Below are 22,276 nucleotides of genomic sequence, written 5' to 3'. Positions count from 1 at the left end.
TGGGAAGGGTGTCCGATTCGCCGCGTACACCGGGGAATGATGGACTCATGAAGAGCTCACTGATCGATGTGCGGACGGGCAATCGAGAAGTCGTGCAGAACATCACACCGCAGTGCGCGGCCTTCGCGAAGCAGGTCGGCGGTGATGGCCTGCTGCATGTTTTCGTGCCGCACGCGACCGCCGGTATCGCGATCATCGAACTCGGCGCGGGCAGCGACGACGACCTGCTCGCCGCCCTGCGGGATCTGCTACCCGCCGACGATCGCTGGCAGCACGCGCACGGATCGCGCGGGCACGGGCGGTCGCATGTGATGCCCGCGCTGATTCCGCCCTACGCGAGCGTGCCGGTGCTCGGCGGCGAGCTGGCGCTGGGCACCTGGCAGTCCATCGCGCTGGTCGACCTCAATGTCGACAACCCGGACCGCCAGGTGCGCCTGTCCTTCCTCGGTGGCTAGCCGTTCTTGCGGTGGAACCAGCTGACCTGGATGCCGCCCTCGAGGTCCTTGCGGCGGTTCAGTTCGAACTGGGTCGGGTTGAACTGTCCGGTGAACGCGCGAGTGCCTTCGCCCGCGATACACGGGTAGCTCTTGATGACCAGTTCGTCGATCTCGTCGATGAGCTGCGCGGCGAGCTTGCCGCCGCCCGCGAGCCAGATGTCCTTGCCGTCCTCTTTCTTGAGGCGCTGGACCAACCCGACCGGATCGCTCTGGACGAGTTCGACGCCCGGCGCATCGATGCTGCCCAAGGTCGTGGACAGGACGTACTGGGTCTTCATGTGCGGGTACGGGCTCGCGATGCCGACCGCCAGGCCCGGTTCGTAGGTGCCGCGGCCCATGACCAGGGTGTCGAAATGCGCGGGGGAGGTATCCGCTGCGACACCGAAGTGCGGCCAGAGATGGCCGGGCAGCGTTTCGGGATAGTCGCTGCTGACCCAGGCCAGGAATTCCGGCGACAGATCGAAGAAGGAGATGTCGTCGCCGGGGCCGGCGATGTAGCCGTCGAGGGACATGCCGACGAAGTAGGTGAGCTTTCGCATGGGTGGACCTGCTTTCGTTGCTGGAGAAGGGTGGTCAGGCGCGGGTGAACCAGGTGACCAGGGCTCCGTTGCCGTATTCCTTGCGCTTGACCGGGGCGAACAGCGTCGGCGAGAACTCCCCCGCGAACACGGAGATGCCGCCGCCCGCGACTACCGGGTAGCTCTTGATGATCATCTCGTCGATCTCGCCGAGCAGCTGCGCCGCGAGGTTGCCGCCGCCGCAGAGATAGATGTCGAGGCCTTCTTCTTTCTTGAGCCGCTGCACCAGAGCGACCGGATCGCCGGTGACGATCTCGACCTGCGGATCGTCGAGCCGCAGCGATGTCGAGACCACGTACTGCTTCATATGGGCGTACGGGCTGGTGACGCCGTCCGACAGCCCGGGTTCCCAGGTACCGCGCCCGGCGACGATCGTGTCGAAGTGCCTGTTCAGTTCATCCACAGCCATCCCCACGTGCTGGCGGAGGTGGGTGGGGACGAACTCCGGGTATTCGGCGTTGAGCTCGGCCATCTGTTCGGCGTCGAAGGGGTAGAAGTCGTATTCGCCGTTCGGACCCGCGATGTATCCGTCGAGCGACACCGCAACGTAGTAGACAAGCTTTCGCATTGTGAACCGCCTCATCTGTTGTACTCTGTCCGAAGTGATTAGGAATGTAGTACTACGAACGGAGTGGTGTCAAGATGCGGACCAACCCTGAACGACGGCAAGCTTTGGTCGACGCCGCCATCGAGGTCCTGGCCAGCGACGGAGCCCGCGGACTGACATTTCGCGCGGTGGACAAAGCGGCCGGCGTCCCCGCGGGCACGGCCTCCAACTACTTCGCCAGCCGGGACGATCTGCTGACCCAGACCGGCGCGCGCTTCTACGAGCGGCTGCAGCCGAGCGCGGCGACCATGGCCCAGCTGTCGGACGGGCCGAAGACGCGCGAGAACATCGTCGCGCTGATGAAAGAGGTGGTCGGCCGGATCGAGGCCTTCCGCACCGGCTACCTCGCGCTACTGGAACTGCGGCTCGAGGCGACCCGGCGGCCGGAACTGCGCAAGGTGCTGAACGAACGGGTGCGCGCCGATCTCGATTTCAATGTGCGCAACCACCTCGAATCCGGGATGCCCGGCGACAAGGAGTCGGTTGTCCTGCTCTATCTGGCGCTGAACTGGCTGATCGTGGACCGGCTCACGCTGCCGGAGATATTCACCGAGGAAGAGAGCCAGCACCTGATCGAGGAGGCGGTGAACCGGCTCATCACTACCTGAATGCGCCCAAACGCCTGCGCCGCCACCGCGCGGCCTTCGATAATCGGTGCATGCAGGCGAATGTCGGAGACCGGCTCATCGTGCACGGACACGTGGTGGGGCAAGGGGATCGACAGGGCGAGATCATCGAGGTCCGGGGCCCGGAGGGCGCGCCGCCGTATGTCGTGCGGTACACCGACGGGCACGAATCGCTCGTCTACCCCGGCCCGGATGCGGTCGTCGAACCCGCTGACGCCGACTGACTAACCCTTCTTGCGCCCCGCCACCCAGGCGAAGGCGAGGATCCCCGCGATCAGGACCTTGCCTGCCGTCTCGATGATCGCGTTGACATCGATCGCCGGATGCCAGGTGAGCTTGCCGTTGTGGACCACGTAGGCGCCGACCGGTTTGCCGCCCAGCCCGAATCCGACGCCTTCACCTTCGCCGCTGCCTTCGCCCTCGGCGTCCCGGCCGCCGCCTCCGCCGCCACCGCCGCCCATGCCGATGGCCGCCGCGGGAATGACCGTCACGCCGTCGACCTGATGCGGTTCGCCGAATATCCGGCGCACGGCCATGGTGTCGGTGGCTTGGGCCAGCAGATCTGCGTATTTCATCGCGAACTCCCTTGTTGTGAGCATTGCCCCGGGTGGTCGGCGCGACGAAGAACTGAGCGTTAGCGAAGGCGTGGTCGCCGTCGAGGTGTCGTCGGCGACCGGCCCCCCGCATCGATCGTAGATCCGGCCGCGGCGAGCGGTACGAGTTCTGGCGCACCGGGCGTCGTGGAAGCCATTCGCGCCGAAGGACTTCGGGTTTTGCCCCTGGATAGCGGGGTCGCCCGGAAGAGACTGCTTGGTTGACGTTCGGTGTACGCCTGTGCACAATCGGCCGAGTTGGTTTACGGGGGGTGGAGGTTTGGCATGCGCACGAAAATAGATATTCACTTCACCGTCGATGCGACACCGGCGCATGTGTTCGAAGCATTGGCGAACGTCGAGATGCTGCCCGAATGGTCGTCGTACCAGGACGCGCGCGTGGCCACCCGGGACAAAGATCGCCGGCCGACCAAGATCTACGTGACCGCCGACGTCCACGGCAGCTCCGACCTGCAGGCTCTGGAGTGGCGCTGGACCGAGGACCGGGTCACCTGGCAGATCGTCGACAGCTCGCGCGGGATCCGCGGCGGCGGCTGGTTCGAGGTCACCGAGGGCGACGGGGAGACACAGGTCTGGTACCACGCGGAACTACAGACCAAGATCCCGCTGCCCGGGCTGCTGATGAAGCGCACCCAGCAGCGCTGGCACGAAACCATTGTGGAGAACTTCATCGAGTTCGCCGAAAGCTACCCCGAGGCCGACACCTACGGGGCCTATCTGGACCCGGTCTACACCGACCAGGGCTAGCCGTAACGCCGTGAGCGAAATCGCTCCGGCCGCAACATCTCCGGAGCGCACGCAGCACGACGAAGTGCGACGATAGGCGCCATGATCGGTAGCAAGCGCGTTCGGTTCCAGCCGATGGCCGAAGGCAGCTCGGTAACCCAGCTGGAATTGTTCTTCGACCTGGTCCTGGTATTCGCCTTCACCATGGTCACCGCGATCGCCGCGAAACCGACCAGCGCACAGAACATGTTGCGGGCACTGCTGGTGCTCGCGGTGATGTGGTGGGTGTGGATCGCCTACTCCTGGCTGGCCAACACGGTGCGCGCCGACGAGGGACTCACCCGGCTCGCGATGTTCGTGGCCATGGGCGGCGGGTTCATCGCCGCGCTCACCATCCCCGAGGCCTTCCAGGACGCGCCCGGCGGCTGGAGCGGCCCGCTCGTCTTCGCCATCGCCTACCTGGTGGTGCGGGTGGTCCATCTGAGCGTGTACATCATGGGCACCGCGGACGATCCGACCCTGCGCGCACAGGTGACCAAGTGGGGAATCGGGTCCATCGCCATCGGCACCACCCTGCTGATCATCGCGGCGATGACCTCCGGCACCGTGCAGATCTGCCTGTGGATCGGCGCCATCGCCGGTGACATGATCTGGACCAGGCTGGCCGGGCTGGAGTGGCGGGTGCGCTCGGCGCGGCACTTCTCCGAGCGCTACGGGCTGATCATCATCGTGGCTCTGGGCGAATCCATCGTCTCGATCGGCATCGGGGTGGCCGGGCAGCCGATCTCGTGGCCGATCACGGTGGGGTCGATGCTCGGGCTGGCCGTGTGCGGGCTGCTGTGGTGGAGCTACTTCGATACGGCGGCGCTGTCGGCCGAGCACGCGCTCGCGCATTCCGACAAGGAGCGACAGGTCCGGATCGCGCAGGACGGCTACACCTACTGGCATTTCCCGATGATCGTCGGCATCATCGGGCTCTCGCTCGGACTCAAGAAGGTTCTGTCGTATGTCAGCGACGCCTCGCATCATTCGCTCACCGACGCGCTCTACGGGATTCCGCTGTTCGCGCTCTACGGCGGTGTCGTGCTGTACCTGACCGGGCTGGTCGGCTTCAAATACGCCGCGACCGGGCATGTCACGCTGTCCAACGTGGTCGCGGTCGCGGTACTGCTCGCGCTGATCGCGCCCGCCACGGCACTGCCCGCGCTGGCTTCGCTCGGGCTGCTGTGCCTCGTGCTGGTCTGCCTGGTCGGCTGGGAAACGGTGCGCAACGCGCAACCGCGCCAGCAGATCCGGCACGCGCACGGGGCGTGAGTCAGGCGTTCCGCAGGATGTGCGCCACCGTGTGTTCGGTGGCGGTCGGGCCGTAGGCGGAAGGTGCCACCCGCACGCCGGCGTGCACCGCGTCGCGGATCTGATCGACGTTCTCGCGGATGGCGTCGGAGACCAGTTCATCGGTGCGCGGATCGGCGAGGACGCCGAACAGAATGCGGAAGACCGTGTCGGCGACGAGCCGCAGGATGTCGTCGTGGAACGGGATGTAGCGGACCTTGCCCGCCTGCGGATCGCTCTTGATCAACTCGACGATCATCGCGTCCATCTCGGCGCGGTTCTCCGCCAGCGCCGCGGCGATATTGCGGGTGTAGTGACCTGTGCGCAGGACATGGGCCACCTCGTCCATCACCGCGATCGTCATCGGGCGCCTGGTCAGCTCGATGATGGTCGGCAGGAATCGGTTCACCACCGCCGTCACGACCGGTTCGGCGAAAGCCCGATCCGCGGCCCGCACCAGCCGGGCAAGGATGACCGCGATCCGCAGCAGACGGAAACCACGCAGCCAGGGGCTGGTCACCGGGACCAGGCCCAGCACGTCGTACCAATAGAGGAACGGGTACGTCCACCGCCAGCCCGCCCGGCCCCAGCGCCAGCCGAACTCGATCGCGAACACCGCGCAGATCGCGAAATCGACGGAAACGACCGTGCGCCGGGTGTTCTCGTCGACGGACCAGAACGTTATCCAGACCAGCAGCGAGACGGAAACCACGGCCAGCGCCAGCATGAGGACATCGGCCCACAGCGGCAGTGGCTTACGCGGGTAGACAACACGAGCACCCACAGAAGGATCCCTTCAACGCCGAACGGTCCCGCTGAGCCTAATCCGCACTCCCCCGTTCGCGCCGGATCCTCAGCGCCCTGCGCGAATGATCGCCTCGATGTTGCGTTCCGCCAGCGCGGTAATGGTCAAAGACGGGTTGACGGTGCCGGTGCTGCCGGGGATGGCCGCGCCGTCCATCACGTAGAGACCCGGGTGACCGTGCACCCGGCCGTAGCCGTCGGTGGCCCGGCCCAAGACCGCACCGCCCAGCGGGTGGGCGGTGAAAAGGGCGTTGGCGTCGTAGCCGAGGGCGCTGTATTCGACCATGGCGCCGGCCTTTTCGGCGATGCGACGGTCGACGGCGCGGGCCACGCCGACCACCTCGTCGCGGTTGCGCGTGGACCAGGTCAGGCCGACCGAGTTGGCGGCCTTGTTGTAGCCGAAGCGGGTCCGGGTGGAGTCGAGGACCATGCCGAGCGAGGCGAGCGCGCCGGTTTCGAACGGGATGCCGGGGATGTACCAGCTCTCCAACGTGATCGGCAGGCCCGATTCGTCGAAGATGCGGCTGGCGCTCGGCACCCCCTGGCCGAGACCGGCCAAATGGCTTGCGCCACGGGCGAGTACGACGTCACCGTTGGTGCCCCAGCCGTCGCCGACATGTTCGTTGAGGTTCGGCAGTGCGCCGGTGCCCTGGGCCCGGACCAGCAGCTCGGAGGTGCCGACCGAGCCCGCGCCGAGGAAGAGTTTGTCGCAGGTGAGGGTGCGGGTGCCGAGGACGTTGCCGGTGGGAGCCAGCTTGCTGACGGTGACGACGAAGCGGCCGGATGCTTCCTGCGCGATCGCGTCGACGCGATGGCCGGGGTAGACCCCCGACCTTCCGGTCTCCTGCGCGTATCTCAGGTAGTTCTGGTTCAGGTCGAACTTGGCGCCGTTGGAGTTGCCCAGGTTGCTGCGCGCGGCGGTCGCCGAAGGTCGTGCGCCGCCGGACAATTCGGCGCGCAGCACATCCCAGTTGAAGATGGAGTCGTTGGCCTGTGGCTGGAAGCCGGCCTTGCGCACCTGATCGTCCCAGGCCCGCGAATGCGTGAACGGCGAGGAATTGTAGATGTCGGCCGGAATCGGGCTGAGCCGCAACATCTCTCGCACCCGCGGGTAGTAGACGCGGTCCAGCTCGCCGTAGTCGACGACGCCGCCGAAGACGTGATCGAAGAACCGCTGCTCCGGGGCCACCATGGCGCCGGTGAAGATCACCGACCCGCCGCCCACCGCCGCCGCGCGCCAGACATCGATGCCCGGATAGTTCGTGCAGTCCAGCACGCCACCGAATTTGGTGAACGCCATCGGAACCTTGGTGACACCGGTGAAGCTGGTGCGATGCCAGAAACCGCGGCCGTCGGGCAGATCGTCGCCGGTGAAGATCTCCCGCCAGGGATCGCTGGGCCACCGGGAGCCGCGCTCCAGCACGGTGTTGGCGATACCCGCCTGGGCTAGTCGCAGCGCCGTGACGGCGGCGCCGAAGCCGGAACCGACCACGATGGCCTCGGTGTGCTCCGGCGGATCCGCCAGGGGCGCAAAGATTTCCGGCACCCACTGCTGGAACTGCCCAGGCCCGGACGGGTTTGCGGCCCGCGCCGTGCCCGCACTCAGCGTCGGCCCGGCGGCACCCAGTACCGCGGCAACACCCGCCGCCTTGAACAGCGCACGTCTACGCACCAGGCCACCTCCCTCATCACGCATGGCCGAGCGCAGATTACCTGGAAGACATGGCCCGCCCCAACCGCTCGGCCCGCCAATTTCGGGCGGGCTCCCCGGCCGCTGCCAGAAATCAGTCGACGAACGGCTGGGTCTTCACCTCGCAGGTCGCGCCGGGGGCCGGAAGTTGCAGGTCGACGAGGTAACGCTCATGCAGGCGGCTGACACAGTCGCCGCCGGGTTCGTGGCCGTATCCGTCGGTGACGACGACCAGGCGGGCGTTCACCATTTCCTGCTGCGCCCGCTGCGCGAACACCAGCGGGGTGACGGGGTCGTAGCGGTTGTTGATCAACAGCGCCGGTTTGTCGGAGCTCAGGGTCCACGGGCCGGTGTACCGCTGGGGGTAGCCCTCGGCCGACGCGGGCCAGGCCGCACACGGCTGATGCTGGTACAGCCAGAACGGGCCGTACATCGCTGCGGCGCCGGTGAATTCGCGGGCGATGGCCGGCCACTGCTCCGGCTGCCGCAACATGCTGTTGTCCGCGCAGGTGATCGCGGTGTAGGAGTCGAGGAAGTCCCAGTCGACGCCGCTGGCGAGGATCGCCCGCACCGTCTCGGAGTTGCCGCCCGCGCCCCGCTCCAGTTCGGTCAGCAGCTGCGCCAGTGCGGGCCAGCCCTCTTCGGAGTCGTAGAGCAGCAGCGAGCGCGCCTGCATGACCTCGGTGTGGTGGACCTGAATCGCGCGTTCCCGCTCCCCGACCGTGATCGGGCCCTTGACGAGCTGGTCCATCAGCGCCGAATCCCGCTGCTGCAAAGCCTTTTTCGCTTCCAGCGCCGGACTGGGGGTGGTCGGGTTACCGGTGGCCGGCGCGCTGGTGCCCACCTCGGTCGGCTGCGCACTGCCCTGACCCCGGCGTTCCTCGGTCCGATCCGGCCCACCCGCGAAGCTGCAACGCAACCGGCCGGCCTCGGCGCACAGGCGCAGGAATTCGCCGAACACCTCCTCGGTGCCCACCGCGGTATCGGTGACCTGCCGGCGGGTGTCCCCGGTGTAGACCTCCGGATCGATCATCGAACCGAGCAGCAGCGCCCGCACTCGATCACCGAACAACGCGCCGTAGACCTGCCCCAAATAGCTTGCGTAAGAGCCCCCGGCGTAGGAAATCTTGTCCTCGCCGAGGGCCCGGCGCAGCAGATCCATGTCCCGGGCGGCGTCCACGGTGGTCAAGTGCGGCAACAGGTCGGCGCTGTGGGCCGCACAGCCCGCCGCGAGCGTGCGGCTGGCGCGCTCGGTGGCCGCCTCCTGCTCCGGATTCACCGGCGGGATGGTGGCGGCCAGCCAGAACCGTTCCTGCTCTTGGGCATTGGGGAAACAGCGCACCTGCGCGCTGCGCCCGATCCCGCGCTGGTCGAAGGTGATCACGTCGAACCGGCGGCTGATCTCCCCGGAATACATCTCGCCCTTGCGGGCCCAGTTCAGCCCCGACCCACCCGGCCCGCCCGCCGCGGTGAACAGCGTGCCGATCCGACGTTCGGGGTCGGTGGCGAGCTGGCGCACCAGCGCCAACTCGAGCACCGGCCCGTGCGGCTGCTTGTAATCGCGCGGCACCTTGGCCACCGCGCAGTGGAATCGGCGCAATTCGGCGTCGGCGCACGGCGCCCAATCCAGTTGCGGCGCCGGTGCGGCGTCGGCCTCGGCGACCAATCCGGTCACCGCCGAATCCCGCTGTGCCGACAGCCCGCAGCCACTCAGCACGGGCAGCGCGACCGCGAGCACTCCCAGGACCACCAGCTTGCTTGCACGCATACGGATCATGGTGTGCCCCACGGCCCTTGGGCGTCATCATCCTTAATGACGAGATCCTCCTGAACGCACCCCTAGACCTTTCTCCTTCAGGACATCAGCAATCGCACCACGGCGATGGTGCCGACCACCACGATGACGCCGCGCAGCACGTTCGCCGGCATCTTGCGGCCCACGGTCGCCCCGAGCTGGCCGCCGATGATCGAGCCGACGGCGATCAGCGCCGCGGCCCGCCAGTCGACCGTGGCGATCACGATGAAGATGACCGCGGAGACCGCGTTCACGATCAGGCCGAGCACGTTCTTCACGCCGTTGAGACGCTGGATGTCCTCGTGTACGAAGACGCCGAGCAGACCCATCAGCAGCACGCCCTGCGCCGCGCCGAAGTATCCGCCGTAGACGCCCGCCGCGAAAATACCGGCGAGCAGGATCGGGCCGCCGTGCGCGGGCGGGGCGACATTGTTGCTCTCCCGCCGCTGCTTGACCCAGCGGGCCAGGCGCGGCTGCACCATCACCAGGATCAGGGCGGCGATGATCAGCACGGGCACGATCGCCTTGAACGCGTCCGCGGGTAACCGCAGCAGCAGGATCGCGCCGGTGATGCCGCCGATCAGCGACGCGGACCCGAGTTTCAGCAGCCGGGCGCGCTGCCCGGCCAATTCCTTCCGGTAACCGATGGCGCCGCTGACGCCGCCCGGCACCAGGCCGATGGTGTTGGACACGTTCGCGGTCACCGGCGGCAAACCGAGAGCGAGCAGAACCGGGAAGGTGATCAGGGTTCCCGAACCCACGATGGTGTTGATGCAGCCCGCGGCGATTCCCGCGCCGAAGACGGCAAACATTTCTAGCCAGGTCATTTGACGTTTCCTCACGTCCCGTCGGGGCTGGGCCCCGTACAAGCGTTCGTTTCGTGAGCGACGCTATCCTTTTGCCCGCTTGCGGGCAGCAACCGGGACCGGCCTTTCCCGGTCCGGTCACCGCACGGTAAACTCCTGATCATCATGCAGCGGACGCTTCTTCTCGACCGCCGCGACGGGGTCTGATCAGACCGGCCCCCCGTCGCGGGGTTTCGCCGCGTCGGTCGACTCCATAACGCGCTCCCTCAATTGGATGCAGCCACCACACCCTGGAGAAAATCGCATGTCTTCCGCTGACGCCTTCGTATCGGGCAACGCGCGCACCATCACCGCGCCGTCCAAGCCCGCCCCCGCCGACCAGCCCGCCTGGAACACCCAGAAGAACTCCTCGATGCCGGCCTTCCGGTACCGGCCCTACGCCGAAGAGGTCGAGCCCATCACGGTGCCCGACCGCACCTGGCCGGACAAGATCATCGACAAGGCCCCGGGCTGGTGCGCGGTCGACCTGCGCGACGGCAACCAGGCCCTGATCGACCCGATGAGCCCGGCCCGCAAGCGCCGCATGTTCGACCTGCTGGTCCGCATGGGCTACAAGGAGATCGAGGTCGGCTTCCCCGCCGCCAGCCAGACCGACTTCGACTTCGTCCGCGAGATCATCGAAGACGGCGCCATCCCGGCCGACGTCACCATCCAGGTGCTCACCCAGTGCCGCGCCGAACTGATCGAGCGCACCTTCGAGGCCTGTGCCGGCGCCGCGAACGTGATCGTGCACTTCTACAACTCCACCTCCATCCTGCAGCGCAAGGTGGTCTTCCGCGCCGACCGCGACGCCGTGAAGAAGATCGCCACCGACGCCGCGAAGCTGTGCCTGGAGATCGAGAAGAAGTACCCGGACACCGACTGGCGCTACGAGTACAGCCCGGAGTCCTACACCGGCACCGAGCTGGACTACGCCAAGGACGTCTGCGACGCGGTCACCGAGATCATCGCCCCGACCCCGGCCAAGCCGATGATCATCAACCTGCCCGCCACCGTCGAGATGGCCACTCCGAACGTCTACGCCGACTCGATCGAGTGGATGAGCCGCAACCTGGCCCGCCGCGAGTCCATCGTGCTGTCGCTGCATCCCCACAACGACCGCGGCACCGCAGTCGCTGCCGCCGAACTGGGTTATCAGGCCGGCGCGGACCGCATCGAGGGCTGCCTGTTCGGCAACGGTGAGCGCACCGGCAACGTCTGCCTGGTCACCCTGGGCATGAACCTGTTCTCCCGCGGTATCGATCCGCAGATCAACTTCTCCGATATCGACGAGATCCGCCGCACCGTCGAATACTGCAACCAGCTGCCGGTGGCCGAGCGCCACCCGTACGGCGGCGACCTGGTCTACACCGCGTTCTCCGGTTCGCATCAGGACGCCATCAACAAGGGCCTGGACGCCATGAAAGCCGCTGCGGACGCCTCGGATTCCGATGTCGACGACATCACCTGGGAGGTCCCGTACCTGCCGATCGACCCGAAGGACGTGGGCCGCACCTACGAGGCCGTGATCCGGGTCAACTCGCAGTCCGGCAAGGGCGGCGTCGCCTACATCATGAAGACCGATCACGGGCTGGTGCTGCCGCGCCGGTTGCAGATCGAGTTCTCCCAGGCGATCCAGCGGATCACCGACGGCGAGGGCGGCGAGGTCACCCCGAAGGAGATGTGGGACGTCTTCTCCGACGAGTACCTGTCGCCGATCCGGCCGCTGGAACGGATCCGGCAGAAGGTCACCGCGTCCGAGACCGACGGCGGGGTGGACTCCATCAGCGCGGTGGTGAAGGTCGACGGTGTCGAGCAGGAGATCACGGGTGCGGGCAACGGCCCGCTCGCCGCGTTCGTCGACGCCATCGCGAATGTCGGCTACGAGGTAAGGGTGCTGGATTACTCCGAGCACGCCATGTCCGCCGGTGACGACGCGCAGGCCGCGGCCTACGTCGAGTGCGCGATCGGCGACAAGGTGGTGTGGGGCGTCGGTATCGCCACCTCGATCACCACCGCCTCGCTGCGGGCCGTGGTGTCCGCGGTCAACCGCGCTTCTTAAGGGACAGTAAAGGCCCGGGTGTTCGGGGCATTCGGGCCTTTCCTTTTCCGCATATACCACCGTCAATACCTCGGCGCGGGCGAATGAACCGCGTGCTAGCGTGGATTCGCACTCAAAGCGCCGAGCTCTCTGCTCGATTTCCGAGCAGATGGGGGAACTGTGACAAACAACGACCACAACCCGACCTCTCCGCCCTGGCTGCAGAGTCCGGCGGCTGGGCCTGCCACAGACATGGCGGAAGAGACCAGCGAGTCGCACGCGGCGCCGGAGGAGATCTCCGAGCCGGCCGCCGACACCGCATCCGAGGCGAGCAGCGCCGAATCGGCGGTCGAGCCGTCGTCCGAGATCTCCGAAGCCGAGCCCGAACTCGCGGCGCAGCCGGAGGCCGGGCAGTTCGCCGGGTTCGCGGCCGGGCCGTCGGACCAGACCCAGGTCTACGGGGGCGGAGCGCCCCAAAGCTATGGGCCGCCGGACGGTTTCGCGCCTCCGCCGCCGCCCGAGGGTTTCGCGCCACCGCCGCCGCCCGAAGGCTTCGCGCCGCCGGAGCAGCCGCAGTTCAACACCGGGCAGTTCGCGCCGCCCAACCCGTACCAGCCCGTCGCACAGCAGGTTCCGGATACCCATCAGGGTCCGCGTTACGGCGACGAGTACCGCCAGGAGATCGGGCCCGACGGCCTGGTCCGCCGGGTGCCGCAGGACAGCGGTCCGCCGGAAAACAGTGCGCCGCAGGAGCCTTCGGACGGCCCGATCTACAGCTGGGCGCCACCGCCGCCCCCGCCGATGCAGCAGCCGTCGTTCCAGCAGCAGCCGCCGCCGGGCATGGGCGATCCGAACGGCCCCGGCCAGTCCTGGCAGGGCGGGCCGCCCCCGCAGCAACAGCAGATGTTCCAGCAACCGCCGGGTCCGAACGGTCCGGGTGGATTCTCGGCTCCCGATGGTCCGGGTGGATTCAATCCCCAGGGTCCGGGTGGATTCTCCGGTCCGGAAGGCCCGGGCGGGTTTTCGGGTGGCCCCGGCCAGCCCTGGCAGGGCGGCCCGCCGCCCGCACAGAATCAGCCGTTCCAGCCGCAGCACATGACGCAGCCGGGTCAGCCCGGACACTCGGTCAACGACCTCAACCTGCTCAAGCGCGCGCGTAAGGCGCCGCGCGGCGGCTGGCGGCGTGCGGTGCACAAGGTCTCCGGTGGCGTGATCAACCCGGGTGAGTCCGCGGCCGACGTGGTGCACCGGGACCTCGTCGAACGGGTGAACCAGCCGGTGCGCGGCGACTACCGGATCGCGATCCTCTCGCTCAAGGGCGGCGTCGGAAAGACCACCACCACGGTCGGTCTCGGCTCCACCTTCTCCTCGCTGCGCGGTGACCGCGTCATCGCCATCGACGCCAACCCCGACCTCGGTACGCTCGCGCACCGAGTGCCGCGGCAGACCCGCTCCACCGTGCGCAACCTGCTCGAAGACGACCACATCTCCCGGTACTCCGACGTGCGAGCGCACACCTCGCAGGCCCCGAGCCGCCTGGAAGTGCTTGCCTCCGAACAGGATCCGGCGGTCTCCGAGGCGTTCAGCGAGGCCGATTACCGCAAGGCGATCGGCATCCTGCAGTCGTTCTACAACATCATCCTGACCGACTGCGGCACCGGCCTGATGCACTCGGCCATGTCCGGTGTCCTGGATATGGCCAGCTCCCTGGTGCTGGTCACCTCCCCCGCCATCGACGGCGCCCGCTCCGCATCGGCCACCCTGGACTGGCTCGACCATCACGGCTACGGCAAGCTCGTCGAGCGAACCGTGGTGGTGGTCAACGCTTCCCGCCGCGGCGCCTCCACCGTCGACCTGGACCAGCTGCGCAAACTGTTCCTGGACCGCACTCGCGCGGTACAGGTGGTCCCCTTCGACGATCATCTGGCCGAGGGTGCGGAAATCGACCTGGAGCTGGTCAGCAAGCCGACCCGCCGGGCACTGCTGGAACTCGCGGCCATGGTGGCCGATGACTTCGGTTACGTCGGGCAGCAGTACCGGCCGGGTCCGCCCATGGGTCGGCACTGACACCTGACGAAATATGAAGCGCGGCTCGGCGATCCACTGCCGGGCCGCGCTTCGTTCGTTCGCCCGGGCTCCTGGAGTCAGTGGGCGGTGATCTTCGCGGCGGCGTGTTCGAAGGCGGCGAGGACGGTGGCGATGGCGGGGCTTTTGTCGGCGTGGGGGCGGGTGGCGAGCTCGTACAGGCGGGCGGCGCGGACACCGGCGAGCGGGAGCATGACCAAGTCCGGGTGGGCGACGGCGAAGCGGGGCATCAGGGCGATGCCGTAGCCGGAGAGCACCAGGGTTTCGATGACGCGGAAGTCGTTGAGGCGCTGGGCGATCCGGGGTTGCACGCCGGTGAGGGTGGCGATGGAGCGGAGTACGTCGTCGACGGGGAAGCCGCCGCGGACGCTGATCCAGGTTTCGTCGGACAGTTCCGCGGGCGTCACCTCGGTGCGGTGCGCGAGCGGATGATCCGGCGCGACAAGGACATCCGTGGGTTCGCGCATGAGCAGCCGGGTGGTGACGCGGGGGCCCGCCAGCGCCGGGGCACGTTCGTCGCGGTGGGTGAGGACCACGTCGTAGTCGGCGAGCAAGCGCGAGACCTCGCTCGGCGGAGCGTCCTCGTCGGCCGCCATCACCTCGACGCCGCTGTCGGCCAGCGCGGGCAGCACATGCGGCAGCAGGAGCGCGGCGCCGGAGGGAAACAGGGCGACGCGCACTCGTCCGCGCGGCGAGGCCCGGTAGTGCGACATCTCGGCGATGGCGCGGTCCATCGCGGCGAGCACCTCGTCGGCGCGCACGACCAGTGCGTGGCCCGCGTCGGTGAGCCGGATCCGGCGGCCGTCGGGTTCCAGCAGGGCCACCCCGGCCTCCTTGGCCAGCACCTTCAGCTGCTGGGAAACCGCGGACGGAGTCATCGACAGCGCGTCGGCGACCCCGCCGATGGTGCCGCGGTCGGCGAATTCGCGCAGCACCCGCAGGCGATCCACCGACATCTGCGACATGACAGACCTCACTCTCAGCTTCCTCTTATGCTTCCTACCTGCGCTGTGAAGCATAGCTACATTGATAGTCCAGATTAATTCGATTGTTCTGAAGGTTCACGAATCAGACGATTGGTGCGTGACCAACCGCGACCGCCTGATCGGCCTCTCCGTCGTCCTGCTCTGGGGCGTGAACTTCATCGCCATCCGAGTGGGCCTCGACCACTTCCCGCCGTTCTTCTTCGCGGGCCTGCGCTTCGCGGTGCTGGCGATTCCGGTCGTGCTGTTCGTGCCGCGGCCGCAGGTGCCGCTGAAGTGGCTGCTGCTGTACGGCTTCGGCTTCGGCACGCTGCAGTTCGCGTTCCTGTTCAGCGCCATGCGAGCGGGTATGCCGACCGGGCTGGCGTCGCTGGTGTTGCAGTCCTCGGCGCCGTTCACGGTGGTGCTGGGCGCGATCTTCCTGCGGGAACGGCTGCGGCCGATCCAGCTGGCCGGTCTCGGGGTCGCGGTGGCGGGCATGGTCGTGATCGGCGTCGACCGCGCCCAATCGGCCGCGCTGTTGCCGCTGCTGCTCACCCTGGCCGGCGGCTTGGGCTGGGCGTTCGGCAATCTGGGCTCCCGCAAGGCCGCCGCTGGGGGCGGGGTGAACACGATGCACCTGACGCTGTGGATGGCTGTGGTGCCGCCGCTGCCGCTGTTCGCGCTGTCCGCCTTCGCCGAAGGGCCGACCGCGGGCCTGCACGCGCTGACCGACTTCTCGAACGCGAGCTGGTGGCACGCGCTGATCGCGGTCGCCTACATCGCGGTGCTGGCCACCGTGGTGGGCTCGGGCATGTGGACCTATCTGATGAGCCGCTACCCCGCGGGCACCGTCGCTCCGCTGACGCTGCTGGTTCCGATCGTCGGAATGGGTGCGGCCTGGGCTGTACTGGGCGAGACGCCCTCGGCCTGGGAGGTGATCGGCGGCCTGATCGTCATCGTGGGCGCGTTCACCGCGACCACCGCCGGGGCCCGGGCGAAAGCCGTGCCGCCGGAACAGGTCGCGGCGCTGGACCCGACCCCCGCCGCGGATGTCGAAGCGAGTCCGGCGCTCGCCAAAGCCTGACCTTTCAGCCCCGCCGACCGTTCGGCCAGCGGGGCAACCGGGCGAAACGGTCATAGCGGATTAGCATGGCGCGGTGCTGGAACAAACCCTGTCCGCCCGAACCTTCGTCGGCACCGCCACCACGCTCCTGGTCGCGGCGACCGTCGGGTGCGCGGAAGCCGAACGCGTGCAGGACAATCCGATGCCCCCCGAGATCGTCCGGTTCGCACAGTCGGAGCAGCCTCCACAGAAGATCGGCGAGCCGCCGATCGGGAAAGGCGCCACTCCTGGCAGCTACGCCCTGTACCGGATGGGTGACCAGCCACTGACCGACGTCACCTTCGGCGTTCGCATCAGCACGGATCCCGGACTCGGAAATGTGTTCTGGTCCAATAAATTCGGGTTCACCACGCACGGCGGGTACGTCGGTCTGCAAGCGAATGCCGACGGCGGCGGAATGTTCCTCTATTCGATGTGGGGCGCCGAGGACGCCCGGCCCGGCGACAACGGCGCGCACTGCATCGGCGACATCGACGGATCGCCGGGTCGAAGCTGTCGCATCGACAAGCGATTCGTGCCCGGCCATCAGTACCTCTTTCACCTCCGGCCCGATGGCGAGGGCTGGTACCAGGCACAGGTCGAGGACACCACCGACCGCAAGACCATGACCATCGGCAGCATCGAAGTCGGCGCGGGCGCGACAATCAAGCCCGACGGAATGGTGAGCTGGGTCGAGTACTGGGACTGGAACAACCGCGCGGCGACTTGCCTCGACGAGCCCTACTCGGTGGCCCGATTCGAGGTGCCGCGGGCCAACGCGGGCGGCGTCACGGGCACCGTCGCCAGCACCGAGATCGGGGGCGCCTGCCCGAAACAGGTGGAGGTCACCGTCGGCTCGGACGACCGCGGACAGGCCAGCATCCACCGGCTCGCGATCGGCAACTCGGTCGGCGGGCGCCTCACCGTCCCAAGCGGCAAATGCCTCACGGCCAGCGCCTCGACCCACGAGATCCGCGTCCAAGGCTGCGAGAAGAAGCGCAACCAGGCCTGGGTCGCCGCGGCGGACAAGACTTTGCGTTCCGACTTCACCTGCCTGACCGCAGCAGGCTCGGCCGAAGTGGAGGCCGACACCTGCGACGGCTCCCCCGCCCAGGAATGGAACCGCGTCCCCAACGGACCGATCACCAACAAAGCCACAGAGCGCTGCCTCACCGCGCTAGGCGAATTCGCCGCCCTCCGCCCGTGCGACGGATCTGCTACCCAGCAGTGGAAAGGCCCGGGCGACAAAGGCTGACGGCAGCCAGGTGTTGTGCGTGTCGCCCGGTGGGCCCTGTCCGGTATGCCATGAATCGACTCACCCGCGCGGTTGATCCCGGTAGGGTCGGTCGCCGTACACCTGGAACGGCTGGAGCGCTGTATTCACCCACCCCGTCGGCTGGCGCCTCCTGCCATCCCCCCGGCGGCCGGGTGCGGCGGAGCGGGAGGGTGGGTCCCGGAGCTTCGGAATCGCCGCTTTACAGTGGTGCGTCGGGGGATGTAGTGACGCGGCGAGGCTAGGCAGCAAAGAGGCTCATGGCAGAACAGCGTTGGACCGTTTCGCGGCGTTCGGTGCTGCGTGGGGCGGCGGCAGTGGGAGTTGCTACGGCTACCGGCGCGGTGGGCGCCGCAGGCGCGGGGGCGAATCCGAATGGGCCGCGCGTCGCGGTGCTCGGTGGTGGCGTGGCCGGTTTGACCGCGGCGCACGAACTGGCCGAGCGCGGGTTCCAGGTCACCGTCTATGAGCGGCGGGCGCTCGGCGGGAAGGCGCGCAGCATCCCGGTGCCGGGCACCGGGTCCGGCGGACGGCCGGACCTGCCCGGCGAGCACGGCTTCCGTTTCTTTCCCGGCTTCTACCAGCACATTCCGGACACCATGCGCCGGATTCCGGTCGCGGGCAACGCGGATGGCGTCTGGAACAACCTGATCAACGTTTCCGAGGCCCGCTTCGCCCGCCGCGACGGCGACGACTTCCGGCTACCGCTGGGGCGGCGCGCCAAGATCGAGCCCACGCCGGAGGCCTTCCAGGAAACGGTCGGCGCCGCGCTCGCCACCGCGCTGAAAATGCCTGCCGCCGAAGGGTTGTACTTCGCCAACCGGCTGCTCGTGTACTACACCAGCTCCGACGCCCGCCGGTTCGGGCAGTGGGAGCACATGTCCTGGTTCGACTATGTCGGCGGGCACAAGCGGTCCCACGAATTCCGCGCCCTGCTCTCGCGCGCGCTGACCAGCATCATGGTCGCCGCGAAGGAAGACGTGGCGAGCGTGCGCACCATCGGCAATATGGGTGAGCAGTTCCTGGGCAATCCCTTCGAGGTCGGCAACGACGGCGCGCTGGACCGCGTACTGAACGGGCCCACCAATGCCGCCTGGATCGATCCGTGGACACACCGATTGACCGATCTCGGCGTGCGATTCGCACTCGGCGCGGAAGTCCGCGGACTCGAAGTACGGGACCGGCGGATCAGCGCGGCCCGGATCGTCGAGAACGGCGTGCAGCGCACCATCGACGCCGACTATTTCGTGGTGGCGCTGGCCGCCGAGCAGGCGCGCGCCCTCTGGTCGCCCGACGTGCTCGCCGTCCAGCCCGAATTGGCCGCGATGGACCGGCTTTTCGTCGATTGGATGGCGGGCATCCAGTTCTATCTGCGCACGCCCTCGAATATCTCGCGCGGCCACACCGCCTACGTGGACGCGCCGTGGTCGCTGACCTCGATCAGCCAGAACCAGTTGTGGACTTCGAAACTCACCGCATTCGGTGACGGTTCGGTGCAGGACTGCCTTTCGGTGGATATCTCCGATTGGAACACCCCCGGGGTGCTGTACGGGAAAACCGCCAAGGAATGCACGCATCAGGAAATCGCGCGCGAGGTGTGGGCGCAAATGCGTGCGCACGTCGGCGACGCGCTGCGCGATGACGCGCTGCACTCCTGGTTCCTGGATCCCGGCATCAGCCGGCAAGGTAACCGCAATGCCAATGCCGACCCGCTGCTGATCAACACCGCCGGTTCCTGGGAGTGCCGTCCCGAACCGCACGGTGCGCTCGAAAATCTCTTCCTCGCAGGCGATTACGTGCGAACCAACGTGGACCTGGCGACCATGGAGGGCGCCAACGAATCGGCCCGGTCCGCGGTGAACGCCCTGTTGGATGTCGCGGGTTCGAACGCGGAACGCTGCCGGAAGTACACGCTGTTCCGGGCGGCGGAACTAGAGCCACTGCGGTTGCTGGACGCGGGCCGATACGCGGCGGGTCAGCCGAACATGTTCGACACGCGAATGTAAGGAATCACCTATGCGCGAGCTCACCGACACGAACGAGATCACCGACCCGGCGGACCTGCGCCGCCTGCTCGGGGATCCGGTCCCCCGCGCGATCACCAAAGAGCGTGTCGCCCTGCACCCCAGGGACCGCGACTGGATCGCCACCTGCCCGTTCCTGATCCTCGCCACCAGCGACGCCGACGGCAATTGCGACGCCTCCCCGAAGGGCGACCCGGCGGGATTCGTGCACGTCCTCGACGACCGCACCCTCGCCATTCCGGAACGCCCCGGCAACCGCCGCGCCGACGGGTACCTCAATATCCTCGCCAATCCCCATGTCGGCCTCATCTTCCTGGTCCCCGGCCGCCGGGAAACCCTGCGCATCAACGGTCGCGCCCGCCTGGTGCGTGACGCACCGTATTTCGACGAGATGGTGGTCCGCGGCCACCGCCCGATCCTGGCCGTGGAAGTCGAAATCGAGCAGATTTTCTTCCACTGCGCCAAAGCCTTTATGCGCAGCCACCTCTGGGAACCGGAGAAGTGGCCGGTCAGCTCGCTGCCGTCGCCCGCCCAGCTGGTGAAGGAGCTGCAGCCGGAGGTCACCGAATCCGTCGAAGAACTCGAGCGCTACTACCGCCCGGAGAATTACGAGCCCAAGCTCTACCAGGGTTGACCCGCCGCGCCACGGCGGCGGAATTCGATACCTCCTAGACTCGCCCCCGTGGCAGAGATAACGGTACGTGGGCGGATCGCCCTGCGAGCTGCGGCGGCCGCGTCGTGGGCATCGCAGAAGGCCGGTCGTGGCAAGGGCTCGATGATCGGCGGTTTGATCGCGCTGAAAATCGATCCGACGATCATGGATCAGCTCGGCCGGGACCGGCGGACGGTGCTGGTCACCGGCACCAACGGCAAGTCCACCACCACCCGGATGACGACGGCCGCGCTGGGCACCCTGGGCAAGGTCGCCACCCAGGCCGACGGCGCCAATATGGATGCCGGCATCGTCGCGGCGCTCAGCGTGCACCAGGGTGTGGCGCTGGCCGCGATCGAGGTCGACGAGCTGCATCTGCCGCACGTCACCGATTCTTTGAACCCCGCCGTCGTCGTGCTGCTGAACCTGAGCCGCGACCAGCTGGACCGGGTCGGCGAGATCAACATGATCGAGCGCAAGCTGCGCGCGGGCCTGGCCCGGCACCCCGACACCGTGGTCATCGCCAACTGCGACGACGTGCTGATCACCTCCATCGCCTACGACCACCCGAATGTGGTCTGGGTGGCGGCGGGTAGCGGCTGGGCCATGGACGCCACCAGCTGCCCGCGCAGCGGCGAGCCGATCCTCTGGGAAGGCGAACACTGGCGCAGCACCGGGACCGACTTCCAACGGCCGCAACCGGACTGGTGGCTGGAAGGCGATGACCTGCTGGGCCCCGACGGTGTCCGCCTGCCGCTGACGCTCGCGCTGCCCGGCCGCGCGAACCGCGGCAATGCCGCCCAGGCCGTCGCCGCCGCCGTCGCGCTCGGCGCCGAGCCCGCGAAGGCCGCCGAAGCCACCGGCACCGTGCGCGAAATCGCGGGCCGCTACCGCACCGTCCAGGTCGGCGACCACGATGCCCGCCTGCTGCTGGCCAAGAACCCGGCCGGCTGGCAGGAAGCGCTGTCCATGATCGAACCCACCTCGGCGGGCCTGGTGATCGCGGTGAACGGGCAGGTGCCCGACGGCGAGGATCTGTCCTGGCTCTGGGATGTGCGCTTCGAGCACTTCGAGGGCGTCCAGGTGGTGGCCGCCGGGGAACGCGCCACCGACCTCGCGGTCCGCCTGACCTATGCCGGTGTCGAGCACACCACGGTGCCGGATCCGTTGCGCGCCATCGCCTCCTGCCCCGCCGGGCACGTCGAGGTGCTGGCCAATTACACCGCGTTCCGCGACCTGAACCGCGATCTGGAGGCGCGCAAATGAGCGCTGCGACAGCCAACGACTCGACCGTGCGCATCGGCCTGGTGCTGCCGGATGTGATGGGCACCTACGGCGACGGCGGCAATGCGCTGGTGCTGCGCCAGCGGTTGCGCATGCGCGGCTACAAAGCCGAGATCGTCGAAATCACGCTGGCAGACCCGGTTCCCGACTCCCTGGACATCTATACCCTGGGCGGCGCGGAGGATTCGGCGCAGCGCCTGGCCACCCGCCATCTGCAGCGCTACCCCGGCCTGCAGCAGGCGGCCGCGAAAGGCGCTCCGGTGCTGGCGATCTGCGCCGCCATCCAGGTGCTCGGCCACTGGTACGAGACCTCCACCGGGGAGCGCGTCGACGGCGTCGGCATGATCGACGTCACCACCGCGCCGCAGACCGACCGCGCCATCGGCGAGGTGACCACCACGCCGCGACTGCCCGGTCTGACCGCCGCGCTCACCGGCTTCGAAAACCATCGCGGCGGAACCACACTCGGTTCCGATGCGACCGGGCTGGCCCGCGTCACCCGCGGCGTCGGCAATGGCGTCGGCGACGGATTGGAAGGCGTGGTGCAGGGTTCGGTGATCGGCACCTATATGCACGGTCCGGCGCTGGCCCGTAATCCGGAATTGGCGGATTTGCTGCTGGCGCGCGCATTGGGTGTGCAAGACCTGGAACCGTTGCGACTTCCCGAAGTTGAGCAACTTCGTCGCGAACGGTTGCGCGCCTGACGAAATAATCGCCGAAATCTCATTACCCTCAT

General features: G+C 67.9%; 21 protein-coding genes. 13 read left to right on the top strand and 8 right to left on the bottom strand.

Annotation, left to right across the window (positions count from 1 at the left end; all coding sequences use genetic code 11):
* The first annotated feature begins 47 nt into the window (after positions 1-47).
* Positions 48-455, top strand: a complete 408-nt coding sequence (locus IBX22_RS19045; RefSeq protein ID WP_194816881.1) for a YjbQ family protein — start codon at positions 48-50, stop codon at positions 453-455.
* Here the strand turns inward: IBX22_RS19045 and IBX22_RS19040 are convergent.
* Entirely contained in the window at positions 452-1,036 is a 585-nt protein-coding gene (locus IBX22_RS19040; RefSeq protein ID WP_194816880.1) for a dihydrofolate reductase family protein, read from the bottom strand. The two genes, IBX22_RS19045 and IBX22_RS19040, sit on opposite strands and share 4 nt — an antisense overlap.
* A 34-nt stretch (positions 1,037-1,070) precedes the next feature.
* Positions 1,071-1,643 carry a dihydrofolate reductase family protein gene (locus IBX22_RS19035; protein WP_194816879.1) on the bottom strand — a complete coding sequence of 191 codons (573 nt, stop codon included), beginning with the start codon at positions 1,641-1,643 and terminating at the stop codon, positions 1,071-1,073.
* A 74-nt stretch (positions 1,644-1,717) separates the two neighbouring features.
* Here IBX22_RS19035 and IBX22_RS19030 point away from each other — a divergent pair, with 74 nt between their 5' ends.
* Together IBX22_RS19030 and IBX22_RS19025 are read left to right on the top strand one after the other, a co-directional pair.
* Positions 1,718-2,290, top strand: a complete 573-nt coding sequence (locus IBX22_RS19030) for a TetR/AcrR family transcriptional regulator (RefSeq protein WP_194816878.1) — start codon at positions 1,718-1,720, stop codon at positions 2,288-2,290.
* A gap of 50 nt (positions 2,291-2,340) precedes the next feature.
* Positions 2,341-2,532 (top strand): DUF1918 domain-containing protein, encoded by a 192-nt coding sequence (locus tag IBX22_RS19025; RefSeq protein WP_194816877.1) that lies wholly within the window; start codon positions 2,341-2,343, stop codon positions 2,530-2,532.
* Here IBX22_RS19025 and IBX22_RS19020 read toward each other — a convergent pair whose 3' ends face one another.
* A complete protein-coding gene (locus IBX22_RS19020; protein ID WP_194816876.1) occupies positions 2,533-2,883 on the bottom strand; it encodes a spore germination protein GerW family protein in 351 nt (116 codons plus the stop codon).
* Positions 2,884-3,186: 303 nt separating this feature from the next.
* Between IBX22_RS19020 and IBX22_RS19015 the strand changes: the two genes are divergently transcribed.
* Together IBX22_RS19015 and IBX22_RS19010 are read left to right on the top strand one after the other, a co-directional pair.
* Positions 3,187-3,669: an SRPBCC family protein gene (locus IBX22_RS19015; RefSeq protein ID WP_194816875.1), complete on the top strand. Its 483-nt coding sequence runs from the start codon at positions 3,187-3,189 to the stop codon at positions 3,667-3,669.
* A gap of 81 nt (positions 3,670-3,750) precedes the next feature.
* On the top strand, positions 3,751-4,962 hold the full coding sequence (locus IBX22_RS19010; protein WP_194816874.1) for a low temperature requirement protein A: 1,212 nt from the start codon (positions 3,751-3,753) through the stop codon (positions 4,960-4,962).
* Between the two features lies 1 nt (position 4,963).
* On the opposite strand, the gene IBX22_RS19005 is transcribed toward IBX22_RS19010, so the two are convergent.
* The 4 genes from IBX22_RS19005 to IBX22_RS18990 all read right to left on the bottom strand — a co-directional run bounded on the left by IBX22_RS19005 (position 4,964) and on the right by IBX22_RS18990 (position 10,096).
* Positions 4,964-5,764: an ion transporter gene (locus IBX22_RS19005; RefSeq protein ID WP_194816873.1), complete on the bottom strand. Its 801-nt coding sequence runs from the start codon at positions 5,762-5,764 to the stop codon at positions 4,964-4,966.
* 69 nt (positions 5,765-5,833) lie between these two features.
* Positions 5,834-7,456: a GMC oxidoreductase gene (locus IBX22_RS19000; RefSeq protein WP_194816872.1), complete on the bottom strand. Its 1,623-nt coding sequence runs from the start codon at positions 7,454-7,456 to the stop codon at positions 5,834-5,836.
* Positions 7,457-7,568: 112 nt separating this feature from the next.
* On the bottom strand, positions 7,569-9,242 hold the full coding sequence (locus tag IBX22_RS18995; RefSeq protein WP_194816871.1) for an alpha/beta hydrolase: 1,674 nt from the start codon (positions 9,240-9,242) through the stop codon (positions 7,569-7,571).
* Positions 9,243-9,328: 86 nt separating this feature from the next.
* Positions 9,329-10,096 (bottom strand): sulfite exporter TauE/SafE family protein, encoded by a 768-nt coding sequence (locus tag IBX22_RS18990; RefSeq protein ID WP_194816870.1) that lies wholly within the window; start codon positions 10,094-10,096, stop codon positions 9,329-9,331.
* Between the two features lie 283 nt (positions 10,097-10,379).
* Between IBX22_RS18990 and leuA the strand changes: the two genes are divergently transcribed.
* Together leuA and IBX22_RS18980 are read left to right on the top strand one after the other, a co-directional pair.
* Positions 10,380-12,176 carry a 2-isopropylmalate synthase gene (gene leuA, locus IBX22_RS18985; RefSeq protein WP_194816869.1) on the top strand — a complete coding sequence of 599 codons (1,797 nt, stop codon included), beginning with the start codon at positions 10,380-10,382 and terminating at the stop codon, positions 12,174-12,176.
* A 159-nt stretch (positions 12,177-12,335) separates the two neighbouring features.
* Positions 12,336-14,222 carry a MinD/ParA family protein gene (locus tag IBX22_RS18980; RefSeq protein ID WP_375540254.1) on the top strand — a complete coding sequence of 629 codons (1,887 nt, stop codon included), beginning with the start codon at positions 12,336-12,338 and terminating at the stop codon, positions 14,220-14,222.
* A 77-nt stretch (positions 14,223-14,299) separates the two neighbouring features.
* Here the strand turns inward: IBX22_RS18980 and IBX22_RS18975 are convergent, their stop codons facing one another.
* A complete protein-coding gene (locus IBX22_RS18975; RefSeq protein WP_194817793.1) occupies positions 14,300-15,196 on the bottom strand; it encodes a LysR family transcriptional regulator in 897 nt (298 codons plus the stop codon).
* Between the two features lie 127 nt (positions 15,197-15,323).
* Between IBX22_RS18975 and IBX22_RS18970 the strand changes: the two genes are divergently transcribed.
* The 6 genes from IBX22_RS18970 (at position 15,324) to IBX22_RS18945 (ending at position 22,244) form a co-directional block, all read left to right on the top strand.
* Positions 15,324-16,289 carry an EamA family transporter gene (locus IBX22_RS18970; RefSeq protein WP_194816868.1) on the top strand — a complete coding sequence of 322 codons (966 nt, stop codon included), beginning with the start codon at positions 15,324-15,326 and terminating at the stop codon, positions 16,287-16,289.
* Positions 16,290-16,362: 73 nt separating this feature from the next.
* Positions 16,363-17,562, top strand: a complete 1,200-nt coding sequence (locus IBX22_RS18965; RefSeq protein ID WP_194816867.1) for an RICIN domain-containing protein — start codon at positions 16,363-16,365, stop codon at positions 17,560-17,562.
* A 278-nt stretch (positions 17,563-17,840) separates the two neighbouring features.
* Entirely contained in the window at positions 17,841-19,586 is a 1,746-nt protein-coding gene (locus IBX22_RS18960; RefSeq protein WP_194816866.1) for an FAD-dependent oxidoreductase, read from the top strand.
* A 10-nt stretch (positions 19,587-19,596) separates the two neighbouring features.
* The gene (locus tag IBX22_RS18955; RefSeq protein WP_194816865.1) at positions 19,597-20,238 is read left to right on the top strand and encodes a pyridoxamine 5'-phosphate oxidase family protein; all 642 of its coding nucleotides are present in this window, start codon (positions 19,597-19,599) and stop codon (positions 20,236-20,238) included.
* 48 nt (positions 20,239-20,286) lie between these two features.
* On the top strand, positions 20,287-21,522 hold the full coding sequence (locus IBX22_RS18950; protein ID WP_194816864.1) for a Mur ligase family protein: 1,236 nt from the start codon (positions 20,287-20,289) through the stop codon (positions 21,520-21,522).
* Complete coding sequence (locus IBX22_RS18945) at positions 21,519-22,244, top strand: type 1 glutamine amidotransferase (protein ID WP_194816863.1); 726 nt, start codon at positions 21,519-21,521, stop codon at positions 22,242-22,244. Before IBX22_RS18950 ends, IBX22_RS18945 begins: the two co-directional genes overlap by 4 nt.
* Positions 22,245-22,276: the final 32 nt, after the last annotated feature.

This window comes from Nocardia sp. XZ_19_385 (assembly GCF_015355755.1).
Lineage (GTDB): Bacteria > Actinomycetota > Actinomycetes > Mycobacteriales > Mycobacteriaceae > Nocardia.
Note: the sequence above shows the minus strand (reverse complement) of the source record. Positions and strands in the feature narration are given on the sequence as shown.